The sequence below is a fragment of the Lactiplantibacillus mudanjiangensis genome (genome assembly GCF_005405385.1).
Lineage (GTDB): Bacteria > Bacillota > Bacilli > Lactobacillales > Lactobacillaceae > Lactiplantibacillus > Lactiplantibacillus mudanjiangensis.
Genome location: NZ_BJDY01000003.1, coordinates 365344 through 388425 on the forward strand (window position 1 = coordinate 365344; position 23082 = coordinate 388425).

Consider the following 23082-nt stretch of genomic DNA (forward strand, 5'->3'; position numbering starts at 1 on the left):
TTTGCCGGACTTTACGATATTTTCACGGCCGGTGCCATCACTAACTGGCTCCGGTTATATCGCGGATGTTAATTAAGTTTGTGCTTACTAATAAGGTAACTTTCAACCTTTAGTTCATTTTATCCAGTTGTTGACCGACAAAAATTGTCGCTAACATAAAGCCACCTAGTACAAAGAGTGCTGGTAGCCAGCTGTGCATCAAACTTTGGCCCTGACCGATTAGAATCGGACCAACAGCGGCTAATAAATAACCGAGCGATTGGGCTAGAGCTGACCGACTGGTAATGACGTCGGGGTGTGAGCTACTAGTGGCAATCTGGTTTAAAGCGATGCTAAACATTAAAGCACAAGTGAACCCTAAGATGCCCGCCGATAGCCACCAACCGATTCCAGACCAGGCCATGCTAGTTAAACCGAGTGTGTAACCGGCAAGTAGTAACCACCATTTTTGGCGTGAATTTGGTAAAATTGTTAACAATAATGCCGCTGGAACCCCGACCAATTGAAAAATAGAAGCAAGCATGCCAGCAGTTGCAGCGGTAGCGCCACTAGCTTGATAAATGGCAGGTAACCAAGTTGCTAACGTATAAAAAGTGAGTGATTGTAGACCCATTAGTAAAGCCAGATGTCGAGCGATGCGGTCATGGGTAAATACGATCCATAAGTTAGGCGTCGTTGACGTCTTTTGATGTGGTGTCGCCGCTGTAGTTGGTGATAACCAGAAAGTACTTAACCAGGCGATAACAGCAGGAATTGCAAAGAAACAAATGACGAGTCGCCAACCGAGCCAAGTGGCTAATGGAATGGCTAACGCTGTACCAATCGCGGCCACGATATTCATCGTGGCTGAGTAATAGCTGGTTAGCTGTGTGACCTTAGTCTTAGTAGATTGTGCAATCATTGTGGGTACGGTAATGTTTAAAATCGCAATGGCTAGACCAGTTAATAACGTGCCACCTAGTAAGATACTGGTATTGTAAGGACGAATTAGGCTGGCAATAGTTAATAGACCAGTCATGACTTGTAAGACGGTTTTAAGTCGGTGCGTTTGCAAGTAATGTGGCGCAAATAAAGCACCGCCAGCAAAGCAAAGTAGTGGAATCGTGATCAGTAGGGACATGATCGCGTTATTGAGGCCTAGTTGTTGCTGGATCAAGGTAAATAATGGGGTAATCGCGGTTACGGCCAAGCGTAGATTCATGGCAACGATTAATAGTAAGCTAGTTGATTTTTTCATCAAAAAAACACTCCTTTAGGCATTTCCAGCCTAGTAGCAGTGTTTACTAGTAACATGACGAGTGTGAACTCGCTATCGGAATTAAGATTTATCCATAGCTTATCGTAAAAAGTGAAATTTGACAAGCATTATAAAAAACATCGAACTAGACTAAACAGTCAAAATAAAAAACTAGCCTCAACTAGACTAGTTTTTTATTTAATCTTGGTAGTCATATACCGCCGCAATCGCGTTGCTAACTGTCGGCGTAATTGGTAAATAGGTGAATGGCAAGCCGGCAGCCATAACGGCTTGTTTGAGGATGTCACGATAATAAGTATTTTTCTCAAGAACGGAGCCAGTTACCGCAATCTTAACAGTGTCGGTATCGGACCAATCCCCTTTACGCCGGGCTTGGATGATTTTAGTGGCTAGGCCTTGAGCGGATTTTTTGACGATGCCAATCGCGGTTGGATCGCCAGCTTCAGCTTGGGCTAAGACGAATGGTGCGAGTTTAGCCACGCGGGCTTTATCCCACTGATAAAAATGATCGATCAGTTCAAAGACTGAGCGCAAATTCAAGTGAGCTAATAAGGCCTGCCCAAAAGCGGTCGCTTGGCGGTCATCAGCTTCCATAGTGACTTGTTGGACGGCTAATAAACTGAGATGATAGCCACTACCTTCGTCACCAAGTAAATGACCCCAGCCGCCAGCACTGAATTGTCGTTGATCAGCCGTACCAATGACAATGGCTCCAGTCCCGGCAATCACGACCAAACCATCTTGACCATGTAGTTTGGCAATAAGGGCTAATTGCGCGTCATTGATTAATTGGATATTTTCAGTTGGTAAATTAAGTTGTTGACGGAACCGTTCTTTAAATTGATAAGCTCGTAAGCCGGCTAAGCCAACAGTAATGGCTTGGCAAGTGCCATCAACGCTGGCTAACAATTTCCGCAAGGCGTTGCGGACGTTGTTTAAGGCACGCGAGTCATCCACCATTAAGTTGGCTGGCCCGGTTACGGTGGTTTTTATTGGTGTGCCATCCAAGTTATAGGCAATTGCGGTGGTATTGGTACCGCCGCAATCAACCCCGATCACATAATCCATGTGTCCCATCTCCCTGAGTTATAGTGCATCACGAACGACGCCATCAGCTTGTTGGAGGCGTTGTTGTGCCGTAGTTACGTCTACATCGGCTAAAGCCATCACAATGGCAGTTTTAACATCTTGATTGGCGGCGTCAAAAAGACTAGCCGCGGTAACCGCATCGACCCCGGTCGCGAGTTCAATGATGTGTTTTGCACGAATGACGAGTTTTTCGTTCGTGGGTTTCACATCGACCATTAAATTATGATACACTTTGCCAATTTTTACCATGGCGATTGTCGATAACATATTAAGGACCATCTTTTCGGCGGTGCCGGCCTTTAGACGAGTTGAACCGGATAAAACTTCGGGACCGGGAGCGACTTCAATGGCGACGTCGGCTAGCTCACTAATGACAGCCTGTTCGTTGCAGGCGAGACTAATCGTTGTTGCCCCGACTTGGTTAGCGTATTTTAGGGCGCCGATGACGTAAGGGGTACGACCACTAGCGGCTAGCCCAACGACGGCATCGTGTTCAGTTAAGTGCAAGGCCGTTAAGTCTTGTTCACCAAGCGTTAACGAATCTTCAGCGCCTTCGACGGCAACAGTCATGGCTTGGTCACCACCAGCAATAATGCCCCGAACCATTGCGGGATCAGTGCCAAACGTCGGCACACATTCGGCGGCGTCTAGCACACCCAAACGTCCACTAGTGCCAGCACCCATATAAATGAGGCGACCACCAGCTTTAAAGACTGTCACAATCCGATCAACGGCTTGGGCAATTGCTGGAATTTGTGACTGGATACTTTGGCTGACTTTGGCATCTTCTTGATTCATTAACGTGACAATGTCGGCGGTTGCCATGTCGTCCAAATGGGCACTGGCCGGATTACGACTTTCAGTGGTGAGTTGATTGATATCAGTTTTCAAAATAAATTCCTCCTTAAGCTAAGGTTAAGTCAAAAGAGAGCCACGGCAATTGCCGCAGCTCCCCCAGCTGACTGTCATTGAATTGGATGGGCATCTTCAAACCGGAATTTCATCCATGGTTGAATGTACGGAATTAAGAATTGTTCATCAGGAACTAAATGACCGACAACGTTTTTGTGTTGATCAATGTTTGGCATCGGTTGTTTCACAATGTTGACTTCACCTTTGTATTGGCCAAAGGAGTCATTGCCAATAACCACATCGCCGGGTTGCAAGGCCGCGCCAGCATGGTTAACAGGAATGGACTGATCTTTATATTGCAATTTGACAAAGGTAGAGCGAACACTGTAACTATTGACGTCGCCGCGATTGAAGTGTTGATGAGCTAACAAGATCTCTTTTTCAAGTGGTGTGGCGGTTGGTTCAAAGTCAACGGCTAAGCTGAGTTGTGATTGATTTAATTGACTGAGCTGTTGTAGTTCAGCTTCACTAGCAAATTGATTGCTGATGAGGACATCATCAATTAAGCCCGTCGCAAATAAGTGCTTGGCTTGGACCACGATTGGTAAGTCACGATGGATTTCCAACGTTGGCAAGCCATCGTTAAATGGATGTGGTCCAGTTGTCGCGACTTGTGACGTCACAAAGGCCGCGGTTTTAAGCCCCATTTGCCGATACTTTTCGGTGCACTTGGTAAAGAAATCTAAATCAAGACCGGTAAAGCGTTGTGGGTAGAAATTGTGACAGCCACTCAGTCGTTGTTTATTGGGGAGGTAAGACATGATATTGCCAATATTTCCCGTGTCGACTGACAGATTCAATTCGATATCTAAACCAGAGTCTTCGTAACTCATCATCGATTCGGTTAAGCCATCGAAGTTGGCATCTAGGCGAATTGCGCTGGCACCAAGATCTTTGAACAAGCCGAGGTGATGATAATCAACGCCTAACGTGTCGAATAACCGTGGATTGGCATCAATTGTGACGTACATGCCGAGCTCGTTAGCTACCGTAAAGACGGTTTTAAATTGTGCTAAAATGGCGTCTTTATTTTCAGGTGTCACATCAAGCAAACTCGCAAAGACGCGTTTAAACCCATAGTGCGCCGCTAGTTTAAGATAAGCGATGCTTTCTTCAGTCGGATAAACCGAAATTCCTAACATAATTATTAACCTTCTTATTCAGCGGGTACAGCTTCGATACCAGCAGCTTTAGCGGCATCTTCAGCAGCCGCTTTTTGTTCGTTCTTTAATTGGTTCCGATCCCAAATCTTGAAGAATGGGTAGTAAATGAAGACAGCAACCACGATATTAACGGTACATAAGACGGCTGCACGCCAATCCCAAGCAGTGGTCATTAAGGCCCCAATAGGTCCAGGTAAGGTCCATGGTACCAGAGCAACTGTACGACTGACCATATGGGTAACCATGGCGAACCAAGTTAAGACCCCCATGGCTAATGGTGCCACGACGAATGGAATCGCAAAGTAAGGGTTCATGACAATTGGCACCCCGAAGATAACGGGCTCGTTAATGTTAAAGATCCCAGGAATAATGGTGACTTTCCCGATGGTTTTCCCGTAACTAGATTTTGAGAAGAATGCCAATAAAATACAGAGTGACAAGGTTGCCCCGGCCCCACCAACATAGACGAACCATTGGAAAAATTGTTCGGTCATGAAGTGAGGGGCATTGGCAGAAGTTACTGAACCGTTAGCAACGGCTGCCATGTTGGCATTTAGGTTTGGATACCAGAGTGGCCAGAAGATTGGTGTGGCTAAGGCCGCCCCGTGAATCCCAAATAACCAAGCGATATCGGTTAACAAGATTGGCACAAGAACTGAAGCTAAATTGTCTTTACCGAAGTAAGCTAATGGGCTAAAAATCCATTGCAAGAAGGCGTTTACATCAAAGCCAAAACCAACATGGATCACCCATGCGGCCACGATCAAGAAAGTGGCCGGAATTAATGCTGAAAATGATGCAGAAACAGCAGGCGGTACCCCATCGGGCATTTTAATGACCATGTTATGCGTGCGACAGAAGCGGGTCACTTCGGCGGTTGCAATCCCAGCTAGCATCGCAGTAAATAGACCTGCAGCGCCAAAATTGGTCAATGGGACAACCGTTGCTGCTGCCTTTAAGCCCAGCGCTTTAATCGCTGCTGGTGTAGATGCTGCAATTGGTTTAGCAGCAAGTAGTAAGAACACCATGACAGAAACGACCCCAGTTGAAATGCGGTCAAAATCATACTCCTCGGCTAAACGCCCCGCAATTGCGAAGGCCGCATAAATGGCCATAAACCCCATTGAAAAATTAATTGGAATAGCTAAACCAGCAGCATAGGGTTTAATGAAATTAGTCCAAGCAGTGATTGGAAATTGCGTGACAACTGTAAAGAAAGAGCCCACGATCGCGACCGGAATAATAACGGCCATCCCGTCACGAATTGCCCGTAAATAACGGTTAGCGGCAATTTTACCCATGACGGCGACAGTGTTGTCTTTCCATGAACTTGATTGATCCATCAGAACTTCATCTCCTTAAAAAAATAAATCACTCAAGTTAACACATTAACTTGAATTCACCACCGAGTATAGCATATGATATTAGTGAAGTTAACGCTTACAACGCTGAAAAGTCACCAGATACATGAATAGTCGATATAAGTATATACATTTAATGGGTTAACTTGTTAATTGAGGAGATGCGATCATGAGTCGAAAAGAACCAATCTATCAAACCATTCTAAATGCGCTCATCACAGAACTAAATTCGAGTCATTTTAAAAAGAATGATCCGTTTTATAGTGAAAGTGATTTGCGGCAAAAGTATCAAGTCAGTTCGACCACGGTCGTCCGTGTGTTGAATACGTTGGCCGATCAGGGTTTTATTCATCGCATTCAAGGGAAGGGGAGCTTTGTGTCCAAGTTTAATCGCGGCACAGCCGTTAAAATTACGGATACCCACACTTATGATGTCGATGCCGAAGAAGTGGCAATATTAGTCGTCAACGATCAGACCCCCGTTAGTGCGGTGAGTCAGTTTGATCCAGCCACGCCGACTTGGTATTTTGAACGGTTACGTGAAATTAAAGGGGTGCCCTTTGAATTTTCGCAATCATGGTACTTGAAAGACTTGTTGTCGGCTGCGAGTGTGCAGCATCCCCGTCAATTACATTCGTTGTATGCGTTGATTCGGCAACAAGCGCATTTAGACTTGGCGCGCCAGCCGTTTGAGCAAAACTATGCGGTGACGATGGTGCCTAATCAGCGAGTGGCCGATTATTTGCATGTGAGCGCAACCACGATGGTCGTGAAAGTCGAGCGCTGGGTCTTACAAGCTGGTGCGCCATTAGAATATACCTTGAGTTATTTATTGCCAAACTACTTTGGGTTACACTTAACGAGTGAATCACAACCGGTCATGGCTAGTGATATTCGTTAATGACGGAGGATGCGTAAATGTCGATTCATCAAAATAATTTTTATTCAAATGTGCTAAAACGTCCAACTAACGTGACGGTGATCTTGCCAGAACCGATGACGGCGTCCGGGTCGGTGGCGACTGATTATGTGAGTGGGTCACGTTTATTACCCACGATTTGGTTGTTACACGGTCTCGGTGGTGATGCGACGAGTTGGGTGCGGCGTACGAGTATTGAGTTGCTAGCGACTCAGTATCGTGTTGCGGTGGTGATGCCGGAAACGGATCGTGGCTTCTATACCGATATGGTCGCTGGCCCTAAGTATTGGACGTATTTAACCACGGAACTCATGGCTCGAATGCGATTTATCTTTCCGTTAGCTAGTGAGCGGGCTCAAAACTTTGTGATGGGAAACTCCATGGGCGGGTACGGTGCGTTACGCTGGGCCCTTAATTTTCCGGAAAAATTTGCCGCCGTGGCGGCGTTATCACCAGTGACAGATCTCGCTAAATTTCAACAAGAACAAGCTGCCTTAATGCCCGATTTTGAGTTGGCGTTTTCGCCAGAACAATTGGCAACTGGTCCTGCAAACTTGCCATATTTATTAGCACACTACCAAGCGCCAACGCCCGCGTTACGTGTCTTGATGACCGCGGGTGATGCTGATATTTTGCGTGATATGGACGAACAGTTTCGCCCGCAGTTGGCAGTCAAACTGGGGTCAGACTTTACTTGGCAACAGCAAGCTGGACGTCATGACTGGACACTATGGAATCAACAATTACCAGCAGCGATGCACTGGTTAATTAAAGGAGGTTGGCGAATTGTCTAACTTTACACCGAAATTACGTCATTATAATTTATGGAAACAAACCGGGTTAGCCGGTATCCCGCTATTGCTGGCGGTGATTGCTTATCCCGTCTTACCGGCAAAGATTTTTGTGCCGACTTCGATTGCCGGCATGACATCGTGGGGGATTCGGAGCAATATCTTTATTTATCCATTGTTTTGTTTAGCCCTATGGTTTATGGCCTGGTTATTTATCTTTTTTAATCGACTCTATGAGAAAAACTTGCAGACAACCCGGCAAGCTTATAAACCGTTAGAAAACTATTATATCTGGGGCAGTTGGGTATTGGATGCTTTAGCAGGATTAATGGTGCTGATTCAAATTTTTGTCACGATCATCCATTAATAAAAGGTGACGATGAATGCGGACTTGCGTTCATCGTCATTTTTGTTTCACGTGAAACATTTAGTGATCGAAAAATTAGCGACCAATGTTTCAATAATTGGCGTTATACTAAAATAAAACCAATTCTGAAAGGTTCATATATATGATCAAAACGGGTACTAAAATTATTACGCTCAATAACGGTTATCATCTCTGGACGCGGACAGATGGCACCGGTCCGATTAACTTATTATGCTTACATGGTGGTCCTGGGGGGACACATGAAGTCTTCGAAAATTTTGCGCAGCGGTTGCGAGATTATCACGTTCAAGTCAGTTTTTATGATCAACTAGGGTCGTATTTTTCAGAATCGCCAGATTGGACCGATGTGACTAACCGAAAGGCGTACCTGAATATTGATTACTATGTTGACGAAGTGGAAGCGGTTCGCCAAGCATTGGGGCTAGATCAGTTCTACTTGCTTGGTCAGTCGTGGGGTGGCATTTTAGCCCAGGAATATGCGTTGAAATACGTTCAACATCTCAAAGGTCTAATCCTATCGAGTATGATCGACAACTTACCCGAATACATCACGCATATTAATGACTTGCGGGCGCAACAGTTCTCGAAACGGGCTGTGATTTACATGCAAGATGTCGAACGCCGGCAAGCGTTTCGTGAGCCGCGCTATCAAAAGCTCATCATGGAGTTAGGCCATCATCACTTACATCGGGCCGATGCGCCACATCCACAACATTTAGTTTCAACCTTGGCAACGGATATTTATCGTTATTTTCAAGGTAATAATGAGTTCGTCATGGTCGGGGCGCTAAAAGATTGGGATTTTCGCGCGAAGCTCAGTCAAATTAACGTTCCGACTTACTTAACGGTCGGTGAGAATGATACGATGCCACTGTCGGCGATTCAACGGATGACGAAGACGCTACCAAATGCCACGATGCACGTCACGCCAGGTGCGGGTCATGGACAAATGCTCGACAATCCACTCGATTATTTTAAACATCTAGGTGACTTTTTAACACAGGGGTGAACGCAAAAGCCGCGCTGCTAAAATTAGCAACGCGGCTTTTGATTTACCCGTTATTCGGTAATGCCATTTGGATTAATGAAGCGATTCCGAATGAATTTTCCGATCTCAGTGACGATTAAAACGATAATTCCGGCAATGATTGGAATGCCCCAACCATACCAGAAGTTGACGTTAGTCGTGTGGAACACGTCTTGCATGAATGGAAGATAGATGATCCCCAATTGTAAGACGATTAGAATCCCGATGATGTAAAACGCCATCTTGTTTTGGAAGAAGTACTTGGAAATAACGGGATGTTCATTCCGTAAGTTGAACAAGTAAAAGATCTTCCCAAAAATGATGATGTTTAGGGACATGGTACTCCCAACGACGTTTGGTAAGCCCATTGCGGTTAACATATCGTAAGCAAAGATCCCTAAACCAGATATCAGCAAGGAAACGTAGACGATTTCAAACGAATCGAGTTTCGACAGCAGTCCGGCTTTCACATTCCGTGGTCCCCGTGACATAATACCAGCCTCGGGTGGCTCGAAGATAAAGGCGAACTGGATCGTTAATGCTGAAACCATATTGATCCAAAGTAACTGTGTTGGGTAGAGCGGCAAATCGTGTCCCATCAAGATACTGATGATGACGACTAAGCCTTCCGCAAAACTAGTTGGCAGTAAGAAGCGAATCGTTTTGCGAATATTGTCGAAGACGTGACGGCCTTCACGTACCGCGGCCACGATATCGGCAAAGTCATCATCGGCTAACACCATATCGGCCGATTCTTTAGCAACTTCGGTCCCTTTAATCCCCATAGCAACGCCAATATCAGCTTGTTTTAGGGCGGGAGCATCGTTAACCCCATCACCCGTCATGGAAACAACGTGATCATTGGCCTGTTGAGCACGAACGATCCGCAATTTATTAGCGGGGGTTGCACGCGCAAAGACATTGTAATCATCGATCTTGGCCTTTAATTGATCGTCATCTAAGGCATCAATTTCTGGACCAGTAATGGCTTTCACTTGCGGTGCTAAATTCAGTTTGTTGGCAATCGCCATGGCGGTATCGGGATGGTCCCCAGTAATCATTTTAACTTGCACACCGGCTTGACGTAGCTCTTGAATCGCGGTAGCCGCTTCTTCACGTGGTGGATCAATGATCCCAACCATCCCGGCTAAGGTTAACCCACCGATGGCTTTAGCATCAATTTCGGTCATGGTATCAGGAACGGCTTGATAGGCGAGCGCGACAACTCGTAAGCCGTCAGCGGTTAAGTCATCTAAGCGCGTATCCCATTGCTTTTCATCGGCAGCTTGATCGGTTAAACGTAGTACTGTCGCTGGAGAGCCTTTGACCATTAAGACGCGTTGACCGTCTAAGTCCGCTAAGCGGGCCGAAAAACGGAATGCTGAATCGAATGGTAACGAATCAACTTCTTGGACTTCGGGATCATGTCCGGTCATCTTCCGATAGAGGGTGGTTAACGCCCCATCGGTTGGTTCACCGTTTAATTCCCATTTGCCGTTTTCAAAGTGCAATTCGGCATCGGTTGTTTGACCAGCGACATTAATTAGCCAAGCTAAGTGGTCATCTTGTTGCCAATCAAAGTTTTTGCCTTTGAATTTTAAATTCCCGTCAAAGTTGACGCCACCGTTGTTATCATAACCAACCCCGGTCACATCATAGTCGTGATCGTGCGTCAGAATTTTAGTGACCGTCATTTCATTTTTGGTTAAGGTCCCGGTTTTATCGGTGTTAACGATATCTACGGCCCCTAAAGTTTCAACTGCGGGTAATGATTTCACAATGACGTTTTTCTTCGTCATTTGCCGTGTGCCCATCGCTAATACGACAGACGTACTAGCGGGTAACCCTTCTGGCATTGACCCCACAACCATCGTGATGACGGCGATTAGCAAGGTCGGCAGGCTGTAAGTGTCCATGAAAATCCCTAAGATAAACAGTAAGACTGCAGCGACCACAATTGCGATCGAGAGCCCGAACCCTAGCGAATTTAAGTTTCGCATCAGTGGGGTTGGCTTAGATTTAACTTCACCAACGGATTGTTGGATATGCCCAATTTCAGTATCTTCGGCAGTCGCGACGACAATCCCATACCCGGAACCACTAGTTACGGCAGTTGAGGCATAGACCATGTTTCGACGGTCGGCCAAGGCTAAATCAGTGGCGGTCATAGATTCTTCAATCTTTTCAACGGCGTTGGTTTCACCCGTCAACGTTGATTCTTGAACACCCATGTTATCCGCGCTAATCAAGCGCATATCGGCTGGTACAGCATCTCCAGCTTCAAGGTTGACTAAATCCCCAACGACGAGATCGCGGGCATCTAGCTCGAGTTTTTGACCGTCACGAATGACGAAGTTTTTAGAAATCAGCATTTCCCGAATACGTTCCAACGCATTACCAGCTTGGCGTTCTTGAATATAACCAATGATGGCATTGGCGATGATGACTAAGCCAATAACGATGGAATCGGAATAGCGTTGCATGAAGAAAGTTAAGACGGCGGCCGCCGCCAAGATGTAGATGATACTATTATTAAACTGCTTGATGAACTGAATGAAGCGGGATTGCCGTTTGGTTTCCAGTTCATTACGCCCATCTTGTTGGAGACGGCGAGCGGCTTCGGCTTCACTTAGTCCTTTTTCAGGATCAGTGTCGAATTGTTTAGCCAAAGTCGGTTCATCAAGCTGCCACAAGTGGGTGGCGTCGGGAGGCATACTGTCTTTATCTGAGGTGTTTTCGGAAGTTACTTGCTGCGCATCATTATCAATCATTAAATCCACTCCTAAATTTCAATTTATCTGTTTGGTTCGGTAAAGTCGCGTCGTTTATTACGAGTTAAGTAGGCCAATTTCGCCACATCCTTTCCAGCTTTTTTGTATGATTAACTAATATTATATATGAATATCATTATAGATAGTTACAGAAATGTTTGACATTTTCATAACAAAAAATTACATTGGTTGCATTATAATACCAAATTTGCATGGCCTTGTCGCTAGTTGAGACGTATTGGAGGAAATTTATGAATAAAATAAGTTATCGTTGGTCAAAAGTAACTGACTTACCTGCATTATTTGCGATTGATCAGACCATTTGGAATGCGACTAATACACCCGTACCAATGATCGACACCACGCTTGATGATTATGTTGATCGGTATCCAGTTGGTAGTCAGTTGGTTGCTGTTCAAGGTAATCAGGTCGTCGGGATGATTTCGTGGAATGCGTTACCGCCATATCCGGCCTTTAACCAAACGTGGGACATTGGTATTGGTGTGGCTCAAACCGCCCAGCATCAGGGTATTGGTCAAGGATTAATGACCGCTTTAAAAGCCGCTGCACGTGAACAGCATATTCACCGGATTCAATTGCAAGTCTTAGGAACCAATTGGTCGGCGCGACAATTTTATGCGCAACAAGGCTTTCAAGTTGAAGGGGTGGCTCGAGAAGCGTTCTGGTTACAAGGTCAATTTGTGGACGATTATCGATTGGCGTATCTGGTTTAAAAAAACCGAGCTTGGGTTTTATCCCAGACTCGGTTTTAAGTTAGTTTTCAATTGGATCTTTCATTAATAGCCATAAAATAAGGTAAATAATCAGGCCGGGAAGTGGCGTAAGTGACAATAGCACATAAATCAAACGGGTTAAGTTTGCGTTCCAGTCATAATGTTCCGCAATGCCCCCGATAACGCCAGCAATGACGCGATCATTGTTAGAACGATGAATATTAATCTTCATAGAAAATCTCCTCCTTACAAGGCTAAGTGTAAGCGCCTAACTAAAAGAAGTCCACTAATATTAACGGTGTCGGCGTAATTCATCAACTAATAGGTTAAAGATGGTTAAGCCCGCCCCAGCCACGACTAAAATGAGCCAGCTAAAACGCCAATTACTGAATTGCCAACTGACACTTAACCACAATAAAATAATTAATGGCCAATATAGCCAATGTGCTAAGCGACTGAGGTAAAGTTCAGGATCGGTTGCCCCACCAAGTTGACGTAACCGTTGATATTGACCACTGTTTTCAAACTCACGAGTGGTAGTCGCAAAGGCCGCGTATTCGTGAGTGCCTGTGCGAACTAACGTATGATAGCGTTGCGTGAGTTGCTGCGTCAGTTGTCGCCGTAAGCGCCGTTTATAGGCGGAGCTGGCGACGTGGCTGAGTGAACGGTCAACGTAATGTTTAATGGCTTGCATGGGGAATCCCTCCAATTGCTGTATTCGTTTTATCTGATTGTAACGATAATTTATTATATAAAAATTAAGCGGGCTTGCCTAGCGATTCGCTCAATGATCAGCTGGAAACGGATTAGCGGTTAAGACGGTTGTATAATAGGTAATTTCAGCCAAGACCTGTTGTAAGCCTTTAGTGTAGCGGGCCTTTTGTGGTGCGTCTGATTTGAAGTCACCGTTGGGTTGTAAATTATCTTGAACGAAGCCAACGGGGGTTGGTTTTGGTAAAACAAGCATTCCCAATCGCTGTAAGACAGGTACTAAGGCAGCCGCTCCAAATTGACCACCCCGACCGTTGTCGGAATAGCTGACCAGTTTGACCGGTTTGCGTTGGGTTTCCCAAGCGATATAATCGAGCGCATTTTTTAGACTACCTGGAATTGAGTGATTGTATTCTGGGGTTAAGATCACGTAACCATCGGCTGTTGCTAGATCTGTTAACCATTGTTGTTGATTAGTTGGAAGCTGGCGATCAGTATTTGCCATGGGTGGCAAAGCTTCATCAAAAAGTGGCAGTTGATAGTCAGCTAGATCGAGAAAAGTAAACGTTGTTGTCGGATTAGTCGTGGTTAATTGTTTGAGTTGGTTGAATAGTGCCCGTCCTAATGCTGCTTGACGGGTACTACCGAGAATAATTGCAATAGTTGTCATATGTTTAAGACCTCATTTATTATTTTTTGATTCACATGAATACAAAATGGTATTATAGGCGTAAGAAAATGAAATGGCAAACATTTATTCATGTGAATAAAAAGGAGGGCCAATGCATGACTTCGAATATTCAACAACTTATGGCTGAATTAAATGGGTTTATTGCCCAAGATGGTGTTAATGATGCTGAGAAACAGTGGGCGCAACAGCAAACAACTGATCCTGACTTGCGACAAGCCTTAAAACAGCTTTCAACAGCCGATATCAAGCTAATTACGCAATTAACGTTAGCGCCAGCAACGCACGCTAAAGACTTACCGATCCCAACGGGGTTGTCGCAAGCCACGGTTTCTCGTGGGTTAACGAAACTGGCTAAATTAGCATTAGCAGAAAAATTTCGTAGTTTACAAAATAATAAAGAAGTTTTAGTCCGGCTAACGACTAAGGGGCAAGCGATTGCGCAGTTGCATACACAGCTAGATGACGCCTTGGCAGCACAAATTACCACAATTGCGGCTGATTATACACCCGCTGAGTTGGCTCGGTTTACAACCTTGATGCGCCGAATTCGCGAAATCAAGCCCTAATTTAGCACTCGATGGCATAGAGTGCTAAATCCTTGCATCCCTGAATAAAGGTGTTAAGATATTAATTGAAGGTCAGGAAAGGTCAAACAAATTATTGACCAACCAAACCTTAGATTGAAGCCACTTAATTTTTGAAAGGGGATTGTGAGTTATGGCTAATGAAATGATGAACCGCAATGATTTTGGGATGTTTGATCCATTTGCACGGATGGCAGAACAGTTCTGGGCACCGTTTGACAAGACGGCGCAAGTTTTGAAAACAGATATTAGTGAAACAGACGATCACTATCAAGTAAAAGTGGATGTGCCAGGTGTTGATAAGCAGGATGTTAAGTTGACTTATCGAGATGGCATGTTGACGATCAAAGTGCAAAAAGATACTTTTGAAGATCATAGTGATCAAGATCAAAATGTTGTGATGAGCGAACGTCGCTCGGGCACGGTACAACGTCAATATCAATTGCCTAATGTCGCTGCTGACCAGATTAAAGCCGTTCAAACAGATGGGGTATTGAGTATCACCTTGCCAAAGACTAAGGCGGCTGGCGATAGCCAAATTGAAATTCAATAATGACGTTTAATTGAAAAAGGACATCAAGCCAGCGCTTGATGTCCTTTTTGTGTTGAACCAAGAATGGGAACTTAGCTAACTATTTGTCTGAATTGTTGGCGGCGGCTCGCTTATTGGCATCGCGCTTGTCACGCCACCAGTGTAAGGCAATCGTAGCGCCAAATGCGAGAATGACAAAGATACTGAAGAGGGTATTGGAGATTTCGATATCAATCATCGGTAGGCTTAACGCCAGTTTTAGGGCGATAAAGCCGATTAAGACATAGGCCATAAATAAGAGCTCTGGAATTTTAGCTAATAAGACGATCATGGCCTGAGCCACAAAACGCATTGCTAAGATCCCAATCAAACCACCAAGTAAGACGATCACGGGATTATTATCTAACGCCAAAGCGGTTAGAATCGAGTCGATCGAGAAGACGATATCTAACAAGATGATCGTTGCCACGGTGCCCCAAAATGAACGCACTTTAACTTTTGGTTTTTCACCTTTATTTTTAGTCCGTTTTTGATGATGTTGTTCGTAGAAGAAGTGAATCGACATGTAAAGCAAATAACCGGCACCGACTGCTTTGACGATCCAGAATTTAATGAGGTAAGCCCCGAGACCAATGGCAATGAACCGGAAGAGATAGGAGCCCCATAGTCCCCACATCAAGGCGTGATGTTCTTTCTTGGGGTCTTTTAGGGTAGCTGTTTGGGCGGCCAGGACGACGGCGTTATCGACCGACAGCAGGCATTCCATAATGGCCAGCGTCAAAATGGTCATTAGCCCAGCACTAGTCATGATGGCAGCGTGCCAATCGCTGGCTTCAAAGAACGGGGTGTAAAGACTGATAAGTTTAGTCATAAGTTAAGGTCTCCTTAGGGTAGCTGACAATCATATCGAGGAGCATAACGGCTTAATCGTTAGCTAATCAAGGTAAACGTCTCGATTTGAATCGTTAAATATTAAATGTTCTGATGTCATGGAAATGAGTGTTACAAATAACGTTGTGATTTAATAGATCGTTACCGTAATTCATTTCAATATTAAACGCTTTGTTCGCTATCGTCAATTTACTTTGGGACAGGTACTCAAGGTAAAAATAGAGGTATGAGAGACTAATTTAGCTTTAGGTAAGGATATTTGCTAGTTTATTAAAAAGGCAGTCTTCTTTGTCCGTTACGATAAAATAAGGTGAATCCAATAACGTTCTTTGTCCCAACTATCTTGAAAGATATTTATGAGGTTGGCCAGGTACGGTGGCTGCTAACTGGGTGAAATAAATTCTTAAACTAGAAGCGTGTCTTATGACTATGCATTGAGCAGCAACGCGGGCTTTGAAACTAATTAAGTAAGATGGGTAAGCGACTACAACAGCTAAGATATTGAGCTTGACCATAAGTGACTAATCATTTATTATTGACTCATGCGAACAATAGATAAAGCTAAGATCAGAAACCGTCAAGCTGCGGTGTTGGATTTTGTCGATAAGATCGGTATTGCCAATTTTATCACGGCTAAAGTGGTTAAGACTGCTGGTGTTAGCCCGGCACTCTATGCACCTACTATAAAGACAAAACAGGCATGCTTAGTCGTACCTACGAAAATGTGAAAGTCAAACTTCACTCAAGAAATGATATTGATTTCAGCAAAAATTCGGATTTCCTTGAATAAGTATTGCGGCAGCTTCTTCATTACTCAGCTGATACATTTAAGCAACCCTTCAAAGAATGTCCAGACCCTTTGGAATAACCCTGAGCAACTAGATGAACATACTTGTACTAATGAGGATAAAGTAGACACAATTACGCCTATAGCATTACTGCTCCGTGAACCAAATTCAACTGATCGATTTGATCATAAAGGCAATTCTACCTTGATTGCTATTATTTTTATTTTTAAAAAACTGAACGGTCACTTATTATAAAAGGAGAATTTTCTATGCAAAAAACAGTTCTAATTACCGGCGCAACAGATGGTATTGGCAAAGTTACTGCCCTGGCTCTGGCTAAGAAGCAATACCACGTTATTATTCACGGTCGCAAAGCTGATAAGGCCGCCATGGTTCAGGCAGAAATAATCAAATTATCTGGTAATCCCAACATTGAAATCGAAATTGCTGATCTCTTCGATCTTAACGCTGTCCGTAACATGGCTAATCGGTTACTTACCCGACTTGATCACCTTGATGTTTTAATCAACAACGCTGGTGGGTATTTAGGAAAAGAGCGTCGCATTAATACAGAGGGGCTTGAGCATACGTTGACGCTGAACGTCTTAGCGCCTTTTTTACTAACGCAATTACTTTTACCATTAATTGCTAAAAGTCTTGCTGGGCGTATCGTTAATACAAGTTCTGGCATGCACCGTCGAGCACCTGAACCAAACTTCGATGATTTTCAGTTTAAGAAGCATTTCGAAGCATCTAGCGCTTACGCATCAACAAAATTATACGTTATCTGGCTAACTAGGCACTGGGTTAAGGAATTACAAAGTCGCGGTATCAAAAACGTCACAGTTAATGCTTCTCATCCGGGGGCAGTAGCGACTAACTTTGGCAAGGACGATGATAAAGGATTCCTCCCAAATCTCATCTTTCGAATTGCGCCAATCTTTGAGAGCACTCCAGAAAAAGGTGCCCAAACAACGATCTTTCTAGCTGATTCCGCCAGTGTTACGACTACTACTGGTCAGTTTTTTAACAACAAGAAAAAACTTGAAAAGCCGGAAGACAAATACTATACAATAGCTCGTGAACAAGAGCTGTGGGATCGTTGTTTAACACTGGTCAAACCATATATGAATGCCCATGGCTAATTTCTATCGATTACAAAATGAGGCTAACAAGTTTGCAATGCGTCCTTTTGACGCAATAACTACTCCTGAGACTCCGATTATTCGATATTCGCCGCAATGGTAGCAATGTGAAACTTGGAAGTTAGTTGGAGATGTGGGTAACGTCCTTGCGATTCATAATCTTTACACAGATTTGTTTCTCGCACCGATGGCTGGCAATTATCTTACACAACTCGATTTATCACTAAGAAAGGTGACAAGCTGGCGCCTAGTTCAAGCATCTAAAGAAACTGAATTTCACGACATAAAGCTCTGGGTCACCAGCGTTTCTACCAACAAAAATGACACCTTACGCTAATGCTTTCGAGCAACGTTGGCGACTTCGCGCACAGTATCCTTGGTTCTAACTCAAAGACCATCTAAAATATAAAAAATATTTTGTGAGTTCGACATACCCGGTACAGCCACCAGGTATTAATAAATGAGCGTCTCAATATCTATAAAGGCTAACTTAAAACGTCCAAAAGAAACTCCACTTGAGGAATAATTATTGGAAGATTTTGCCGAACCAGGTCGCCTTAAAAAACTTGCTCTGGTCACCGAAAAAGTTGTTTATCTCGAATTCTTCATTGAAAATGGGCGTCTTGCCACTACCATTACTTCCCTTTCTATAGCTGATAAGATGGTGTTATATCAGTATTACTATTCTGAACTGAACGATGTAGAGATCGGTAGCTGCAACGGTAAAACTAGTCAGGGAGTGAAAGAGCATTGGCGCGGATCAAGAAAGCATGCGAAAAGATATAAAAAGCCAAGAAAATCTGATGAAAACATATTTCCAACAAATAAAATCACTAAAGTAACGATAGTCTTACTCGTTTGGATTGGCATCTAAGTAGCACATGGCACCTTCATTTTATGTTTTATTTGTCAGTCGCTACGCTGCGAAAGGAGAGTTAGCATAAGATTCCGCAAGTTAAGCATTCAATAATATTATTTCCCGGGAAATATGTCGAAATAGCCGAAAAGTGTGTTAAGCTAGTTGACATGACAATAACTTATTTTAAGTTAGTTGATCTTAGATTTGGAGATGACAATCATGGATGACGCGGAGCGTGAGCGCGGACCATGGCATCGCAATTTAATCGTGCTTTGGTTTTGTACGTTTGTCGCGGGGATGGCGTTTAGTGAAATTATGCCATTCTTATCATTATTTGTTAGTCAGTTAGGTGATTTTAGTAAACAACAGGTCACGTTTTATAGTGGGTTAGCTTATGCCGCCGACTATGCCATTTCGGCGATTTCAGCGCCGTTATGGGGCATTATTGCGGATAAAAAGGGTCGTAAGATCATGTTATTGCGCGCCTCATTAGGAATGGCCGTGGCCATGGGACTCATGGGATTCGTGACCAACGTTTGGCAATTAGTTGCTTTGCGCGCCTTACAAGGGGTTTTTGCGGGCTTTATTTCTAATGCCCAAGCATTGGTTGCTTCGCAAACACCACGGAAGTATAGTGGTCGCGCCTTAAGTACTTTAATTACAGGTGCGGTTAGTGGGAACTTGTTTGGTCCGGTTATCGGTGGGATCTTAGCCCAGTTATTCTCGATTCGAAACACGTTCTTTATTACGGCTGGTTTACTGGTAGGGGCCTTCTTGTTGAGTTTGTTCTTTGTTCAAGAACACTTCAAGCCAGTGGAACATCACCGCGAACCAGGGGCGAGTCGCAATCCGTTAGCGGCGTTCCCAAATCCGACCTTAATTATCGTGATGCTATGTTCAACGATGATTGTGCAGCTAGGTAATGCGTCAATTGCGCCGATTATTAGTTTGTACGTCCAAGAATTGATGCATCACACTGGCCCAATCACCGTGATTGCTGGGATTATCGCGGCTTTGCCCGGGGTGTCCAACATTTTAGCGGCACCACGATTAGGGCGTTATGGGGATGAACATGGCTCTGGAAAAGTGCTTTTATTTGGATATATCTTTGCCGTTGTCATGTATTTCCCACAAGGTGTCGTTTCAGGGGTCATTACGTTAGGTATTTTGCGGTTTGCGATCGGAATTTCAGATGGAGCCTTGTTCCCTGAAATTCAGACGTTGATTACCAAGAATACGCCAGTCCATTTAACCTCGACTGTCTTTAGTTATAATCAGTCGTTTCAAGCGATTGGGAATATGCTAGGCGCGATGATTGGTGGGATGATCGCCGGGGCCTTCAATTATAATGCCGTCTTTATTTTTACGGCCATGATGCTATTAGTTAACTTAGGGTTAATTTTGTGGCTGGTTCCTGGCATTTGGAAGAACAACCGTAGTATGGCGGAATAGTTAGTTTAGTGATTAATGTCAACCTGGCATTGATCACTTTTTATTTAGTCAAATAGTTGCAATTTTTGAATAGCGCGTCTATCCTTAGTTCTATGGATATCGAATTAAATCAAGTCGCGGCGGATCAGCAACGAGTTGCTATTTTTAAAGCGTTAGCTGAACCTAATCGCCTTCGGATTATCCGTGTGCTTTATCATGAACACCGTGAAATGACCTGCAGTGAAGTGGGGGCGCAATTACAAATTAGCAAGTCCACGGTCTCGTATCATTTTAAAGCGTTACGGTTGGTCGGATTAACGAATACTCGTCAAGTCGCGCAAACCAAATATTTGTCGTTACAATTAGCCACGTTTGACCGTTACTTACCAGGGTTCTTAGCAACCCTGTAATTTTTGAACTACTAGTTCGATGGCTATCGAATCAAGAGAGAAAGAAGCTTAACTAATGATGACCAAGACACATGCACACAGTCGCTACTTAACGCTTGGGATGATCTTGGTGGCCGCCAATATGCGGTTACCGATTACGATGATGCCGGGATTAATTAGTAGCTTAAAACATACCCTCGGCTTGCCGAGTTCAATGGCCGGTCTGTTAACGACAATTCCTTTGTTAACTTTTGCGGTAATGTCACCTTTGATTGCTTACTGGGGTCGCCGTTTTGGGAACGAGTGGACGATTTATGGCTTACTCGTGATTTTAGCTATTGGGAGTTATTTACGCCTATTGCCAGCCATTGGGTTACTACTTTTTGGCACATTACTGGTTGGCATTGGCGTTGATGGTGGCAATGTCTTAATTCCCGCCATCATTAAAGATAATTTTCCAACGAAGATTGGGATTGCAACTAGTGAATATACCGTTTCGATGTTATTGGTTGGGGCGATTGGAACCGGCGTTTCGGGTGTCTTAGCCGCGCATTGGTCACTGCCGATCGTGATGGCTGTCTTATCAGTTTTGAGTGTGATTAACTTGATCGTTTGGGTACCTAATTTAGCTTATAATCATCGTGAGGGACAACCTGTGCATCAGGATAAAACGACTGAAAACACGGTTAATGTTTGGCATTTGCCGGTAGCTTGGCTGGTGACTGCGTTCTTTGGTCTTCAGGCTTTAGTCTACTATTCCATGTTAACGTGGTTACCAACAATTTTAGTCGCCCATGGGTTTACGGCTATCGCGGCGGGAAATTTAGTGACCGTTATGCAATTAGGTGGGTTGCCATTAGCGTTTTTAGTGCCGATTACGGCAGAGAAACGCTATGGTGTGCCAGTGATGGTGGCGACGGTTGGGATTGGCTTTATTGGTGGCATTGCGGGGATATTATTGCCCGGGTTATCTTTAGGCGTCGCGACCTTTCTATGCCTAATTTTAGGGTTTGGCTCAGGGGCGGCATTTAATCTAGCCGTGGTATTCTTTACCCAAAAGACCAATAATGGCTTTGATACCGCTGCGCTATCTGGCATGGCGCAATCAGCCGGTTACTTATTGGCTGCAGTGGGACCGGTTTTGTTTGGCTGGTTAGGGAGTCATTTGGGCTGGACCTTGGTCATTTGTTTGGCGGTGATTTTATCAGTGCTGTTAACCTTAACCGGTGTGATCATTAATCGTCACGACAGTATCTATGAATAAGTTTGACTAGCAAAAAATGAGCTCGATCAAGTCGTAACGGCTGATCGAGCTCATTTTAGTTATTCAGTTTCAGTAGGTGTTGATTGTTCGGAAGCTAGCATTTGTTTTTCGGCAACTTTGAAGAATGGATAGTAGGCCGCGCCGGCAATGAGTAATTCGGCCGCTGACCAAACCGCTGCTCGCCAATCCCAACCAGTCGCCATTAATGGGCCAATGATTGGAGGCATCGTCCAAGGCACCATGGCCACGGGTGCTGAGATCCAGCCGAGCGTAATGAATAGGTAGGAAAGGGTGGCTAAGACCAATGGCACGACGATAAATGGAATCATCGTAATGGCATTCATGACAATTGGAAAACCGAAGATAACAGGTTCGTTAATTTCAAAGAGGGCACTTGGAAAGGCCACTTTACCTAAATCTCGATAAGTGCGACTCTTCGAGAAGAGCATTAACGCAACTAATGTAATGGTAGCCCCGGTCCCACCAACGTTAACGTAAAGGCTAGAGAACCCAGCGGCGGTCACGTATGGTAGTGGTTGATGATGTGCTAAGGCGGTCCCGTTGGCTGCTAAGAATTGCAAGAAGATTGGATCGGCAATCCCTTCGAGCGTCATGTCGCCATGAATCCCACAGACCCAAAGTAAACTAACCAGCAACGTGTAAACTAGAATCCCTGGTAAGGTGTTCATTGCAAACAATAGTGGATGGAAGATTGTTTGAACGACTTGATTGATGTCGACGTGTAGTGGCATCCGTACGAACCAGAACAATAATAGAATGACGAAGCCTGGGAAGAGGGCAACGAAGGAATTTGAAACGGCGTCTGGCACCCCAGCTGGTAATTTGATGACAATGTTTCGTTTAACAAAGAAGTTAAAAATTGAAACGGCAATAAACGCGGTAATAATAGCTGTAAACAAACCGGATGAAGCGAAATTGTCGGTATTCAATTTAAACTTATTGTCGAATGAACTAATCACAAAGGCCATAGTGGCTAACCCGGCCCCCGATAACGGGTCGATCTCTAAGGCTTTGGATAATTCATAACCAATCCCAATAACTGCTAGTAGCGAAATAATCCCAAATGACCCGTTGACCGCGACCCCAATCATATCCATATAGGGTGCAATAAATGTCGTCCACGCTTTGATCGGAATGTTCCCGATGATTAAGAAGACACTCCCACTAATGATGGCGGGTAAGGTCAAAACTAATCCATTCCGGACCGAAACGAGGTATTTATTATTCCCGACTCTGGCCATCGGGGGCATTAAGGTATTTTGAAGCCAATCCATAAATTTGTGCATATCATAACTCCTCCTTGGTTTTGATAGGCCTAGAATAGGCTTTATGGCGCACTTTGTAAACCCTTACAAAACGTGAT

23 protein-coding genes are annotated in these 23082 nt (G+C 44.3%); 12 read left to right on the forward strand and 11 right to left on the reverse strand.

Going from position 1 to position 23082, the window contains the following annotated elements; translation table 11 throughout:
• Positions 1 to 109: 109 nt before the first annotated feature.
• From FFM84_RS06500 to FFM84_RS06520, 5 genes are all read right to left on the reverse strand, one after another.
• Complete coding sequence (locus FFM84_RS06500) at positions 110 to 1237, reverse strand: MFS transporter (protein WP_130844424.1); 1128 nt, start codon at positions 1235 to 1237, stop codon at positions 110 to 112.
• 198 nt (positions 1238 to 1435) lie between these two features.
• Positions 1436 to 2326: a BadF/BadG/BcrA/BcrD ATPase family protein gene (locus FFM84_RS06505; RefSeq protein ID WP_165444461.1), complete on the reverse strand. Its 891-nt coding sequence runs from the start codon at positions 2324 to 2326 to the stop codon at positions 1436 to 1438.
• An 18-nt stretch (positions 2327 to 2344) separates the two neighbouring features.
• The gene (murQ, locus tag FFM84_RS06510; RefSeq protein ID WP_165450288.1) at positions 2345 to 3241 is read right to left on the reverse strand and encodes an N-acetylmuramic acid 6-phosphate etherase; all 897 of its coding nucleotides are present in this window, start codon (positions 3239 to 3241) and stop codon (positions 2345 to 2347) included.
• Positions 3242 to 3312: 71 nt separating this feature from the next.
• A complete protein-coding gene (locus FFM84_RS06515; protein WP_130844421.1) occupies positions 3313 to 4401 on the reverse strand; it encodes a DUF871 domain-containing protein in 1089 nt (362 codons plus the stop codon).
• A 14-nt stretch (positions 4402 to 4415) separates the two neighbouring features.
• Complete coding sequence (locus FFM84_RS06520) at positions 4416 to 5765, reverse strand: PTS sugar transporter subunit IIC (protein ID WP_130844420.1); 1350 nt, start codon at positions 5763 to 5765, stop codon at positions 4416 to 4418.
• A 187-nt stretch (positions 5766 to 5952) separates the two neighbouring features.
• Here FFM84_RS06520 and FFM84_RS06525 point away from each other — a divergent pair, with 187 nt between their 5' ends.
• The 4 genes from FFM84_RS06525 (at position 5953) to FFM84_RS06540 (ending at position 8890) form a co-directional block, all read left to right on the forward strand.
• The gene (locus FFM84_RS06525; protein ID WP_130844419.1) at positions 5953 to 6684 is read left to right on the forward strand and encodes a GntR family transcriptional regulator; all 732 of its coding nucleotides are present in this window, start codon (positions 5953 to 5955) and stop codon (positions 6682 to 6684) included.
• Positions 6685 to 6701: 17 nt separating this feature from the next.
• Positions 6702 to 7496 (forward strand): alpha/beta hydrolase, encoded by a 795-nt coding sequence (locus tag FFM84_RS06530; RefSeq protein WP_130844418.1) that lies wholly within the window; start codon positions 6702 to 6704, stop codon positions 7494 to 7496.
• Positions 7489 to 7860, forward strand: coding sequence for a hypothetical protein (locus FFM84_RS06535; protein ID WP_130844417.1), 372 nt, complete (start codon positions 7489 to 7491; stop codon positions 7858 to 7860). Before FFM84_RS06530 ends, FFM84_RS06535 begins: the two co-directional genes overlap by 8 nt.
• 142 nt (positions 7861 to 8002) lie before the next feature.
• The gene (locus FFM84_RS06540; protein ID WP_130844416.1) at positions 8003 to 8890 is read left to right on the forward strand and encodes a proline iminopeptidase-family hydrolase; all 888 of its coding nucleotides are present in this window, start codon (positions 8003 to 8005) and stop codon (positions 8888 to 8890) included.
• 50 nt (positions 8891 to 8940) lie between these two features.
• Here the strand turns inward: FFM84_RS06540 and FFM84_RS06545 are convergent, their stop codons facing one another.
• On the reverse strand, positions 8941 to 11679 hold the full coding sequence (locus FFM84_RS06545; RefSeq protein ID WP_130844415.1) for a cation-transporting P-type ATPase: 2739 nt from the start codon (positions 11677 to 11679) through the stop codon (positions 8941 to 8943).
• A gap of 251 nt (positions 11680 to 11930) precedes the next feature.
• Between FFM84_RS06545 and FFM84_RS06550 the strand changes: the two genes are divergently transcribed.
• Complete coding sequence (locus tag FFM84_RS06550) at positions 11931 to 12413, forward strand: GNAT family N-acetyltransferase (protein ID WP_165444462.1); 483 nt, start codon at positions 11931 to 11933, stop codon at positions 12411 to 12413.
• A gap of 40 nt (positions 12414 to 12453) precedes the next feature.
• Here FFM84_RS06550 and FFM84_RS06555 read toward each other — a convergent pair whose 3' ends face one another.
• The 3 genes from FFM84_RS06555 to FFM84_RS06565 form a co-directional block, all read right to left on the reverse strand.
• Positions 12454 to 12645: a PspC domain-containing protein gene (locus FFM84_RS06555; RefSeq protein ID WP_130844413.1), complete on the reverse strand. Its 192-nt coding sequence runs from the start codon at positions 12643 to 12645 to the stop codon at positions 12454 to 12456.
• Positions 12646 to 12705: 60 nt separating this feature from the next.
• A complete protein-coding gene (locus tag FFM84_RS06560) occupies positions 12706 to 13107 on the reverse strand; it encodes a hypothetical protein (RefSeq protein ID WP_130844412.1) in 402 nt (133 codons plus the stop codon).
• 90 nt (positions 13108 to 13197) lie between these two features.
• A complete protein-coding gene (locus tag FFM84_RS06565) occupies positions 13198 to 13794 on the reverse strand; it encodes an NADPH-dependent FMN reductase (RefSeq protein WP_130844411.1) in 597 nt (198 codons plus the stop codon).
• Between the two features lie 116 nt (positions 13795 to 13910).
• Here FFM84_RS06565 and FFM84_RS06570 point away from each other — a divergent pair, with 116 nt between their 5' ends.
• Positions 13911 to 14381, forward strand: a complete 471-nt coding sequence (locus FFM84_RS06570; protein ID WP_130844410.1) for a MarR family winged helix-turn-helix transcriptional regulator — start codon at positions 13911 to 13913, stop codon at positions 14379 to 14381.
• Positions 14382 to 14532: 151 nt separating this feature from the next.
• Entirely contained in the window at positions 14533 to 14952 is a 420-nt protein-coding gene (locus tag FFM84_RS06575; protein WP_130844409.1) for an Hsp20/alpha crystallin family protein, read from the forward strand.
• 79 nt (positions 14953 to 15031) lie between these two features.
• Here the strand turns inward: FFM84_RS06575 and FFM84_RS06580 are convergent, their stop codons facing one another.
• Positions 15032 to 15802 carry a TerC family protein gene (locus FFM84_RS06580; RefSeq protein WP_130844408.1) on the reverse strand — a complete coding sequence of 257 codons (771 nt, stop codon included), beginning with the start codon at positions 15800 to 15802 and terminating at the stop codon, positions 15032 to 15034.
• Positions 15803 to 16879: 1077 nt separating this feature from the next.
• Here FFM84_RS06580 and FFM84_RS06585 point away from each other — a divergent pair.
• The 5 genes from FFM84_RS06585 to FFM84_RS06605 all read left to right on the forward strand — a co-directional run bounded on the left by FFM84_RS06585 (position 16880) and on the right by FFM84_RS06605 (position 21698).
• Positions 16880 to 17755, forward strand: a complete 876-nt coding sequence (locus FFM84_RS06585) for an SDR family NAD(P)-dependent oxidoreductase (RefSeq protein WP_130844406.1) — start codon at positions 16880 to 16882, stop codon at positions 17753 to 17755.
• 529 nt (positions 17756 to 18284) lie between these two features.
• Positions 18285 to 18629: a hypothetical protein gene (locus tag FFM84_RS06590; RefSeq protein WP_225424747.1), complete on the forward strand. Its 345-nt coding sequence runs from the start codon at positions 18285 to 18287 to the stop codon at positions 18627 to 18629.
• Between the two features lie 204 nt (positions 18630 to 18833).
• Positions 18834 to 20066 carry an MFS transporter gene (locus FFM84_RS06595; protein ID WP_130844405.1) on the forward strand — a complete coding sequence of 411 codons (1233 nt, stop codon included), beginning with the start codon at positions 18834 to 18836 and terminating at the stop codon, positions 20064 to 20066.
• Positions 20067 to 20158: 92 nt separating this feature from the next.
• Entirely contained in the window at positions 20159 to 20455 is a 297-nt protein-coding gene (locus tag FFM84_RS06600) for an ArsR/SmtB family transcription factor (RefSeq protein WP_130844404.1), read from the forward strand.
• A gap of 58 nt (positions 20456 to 20513) precedes the next feature.
• Complete coding sequence (locus FFM84_RS06605; RefSeq protein ID WP_130844745.1) at positions 20514 to 21698, forward strand: CynX/NimT family MFS transporter; 1185 nt, start codon at positions 20514 to 20516, stop codon at positions 21696 to 21698.
• A 59-nt stretch (positions 21699 to 21757) separates the two neighbouring features.
• Here FFM84_RS06605 and FFM84_RS06610 read toward each other — a convergent pair whose 3' ends face one another.
• Complete coding sequence (locus FFM84_RS06610; RefSeq protein WP_130844403.1) at positions 21758 to 23005, reverse strand: PTS sugar transporter subunit IIC; 1248 nt, start codon at positions 23003 to 23005, stop codon at positions 21758 to 21760.
• Positions 23006 to 23082: the final 77 nt, after the last annotated feature.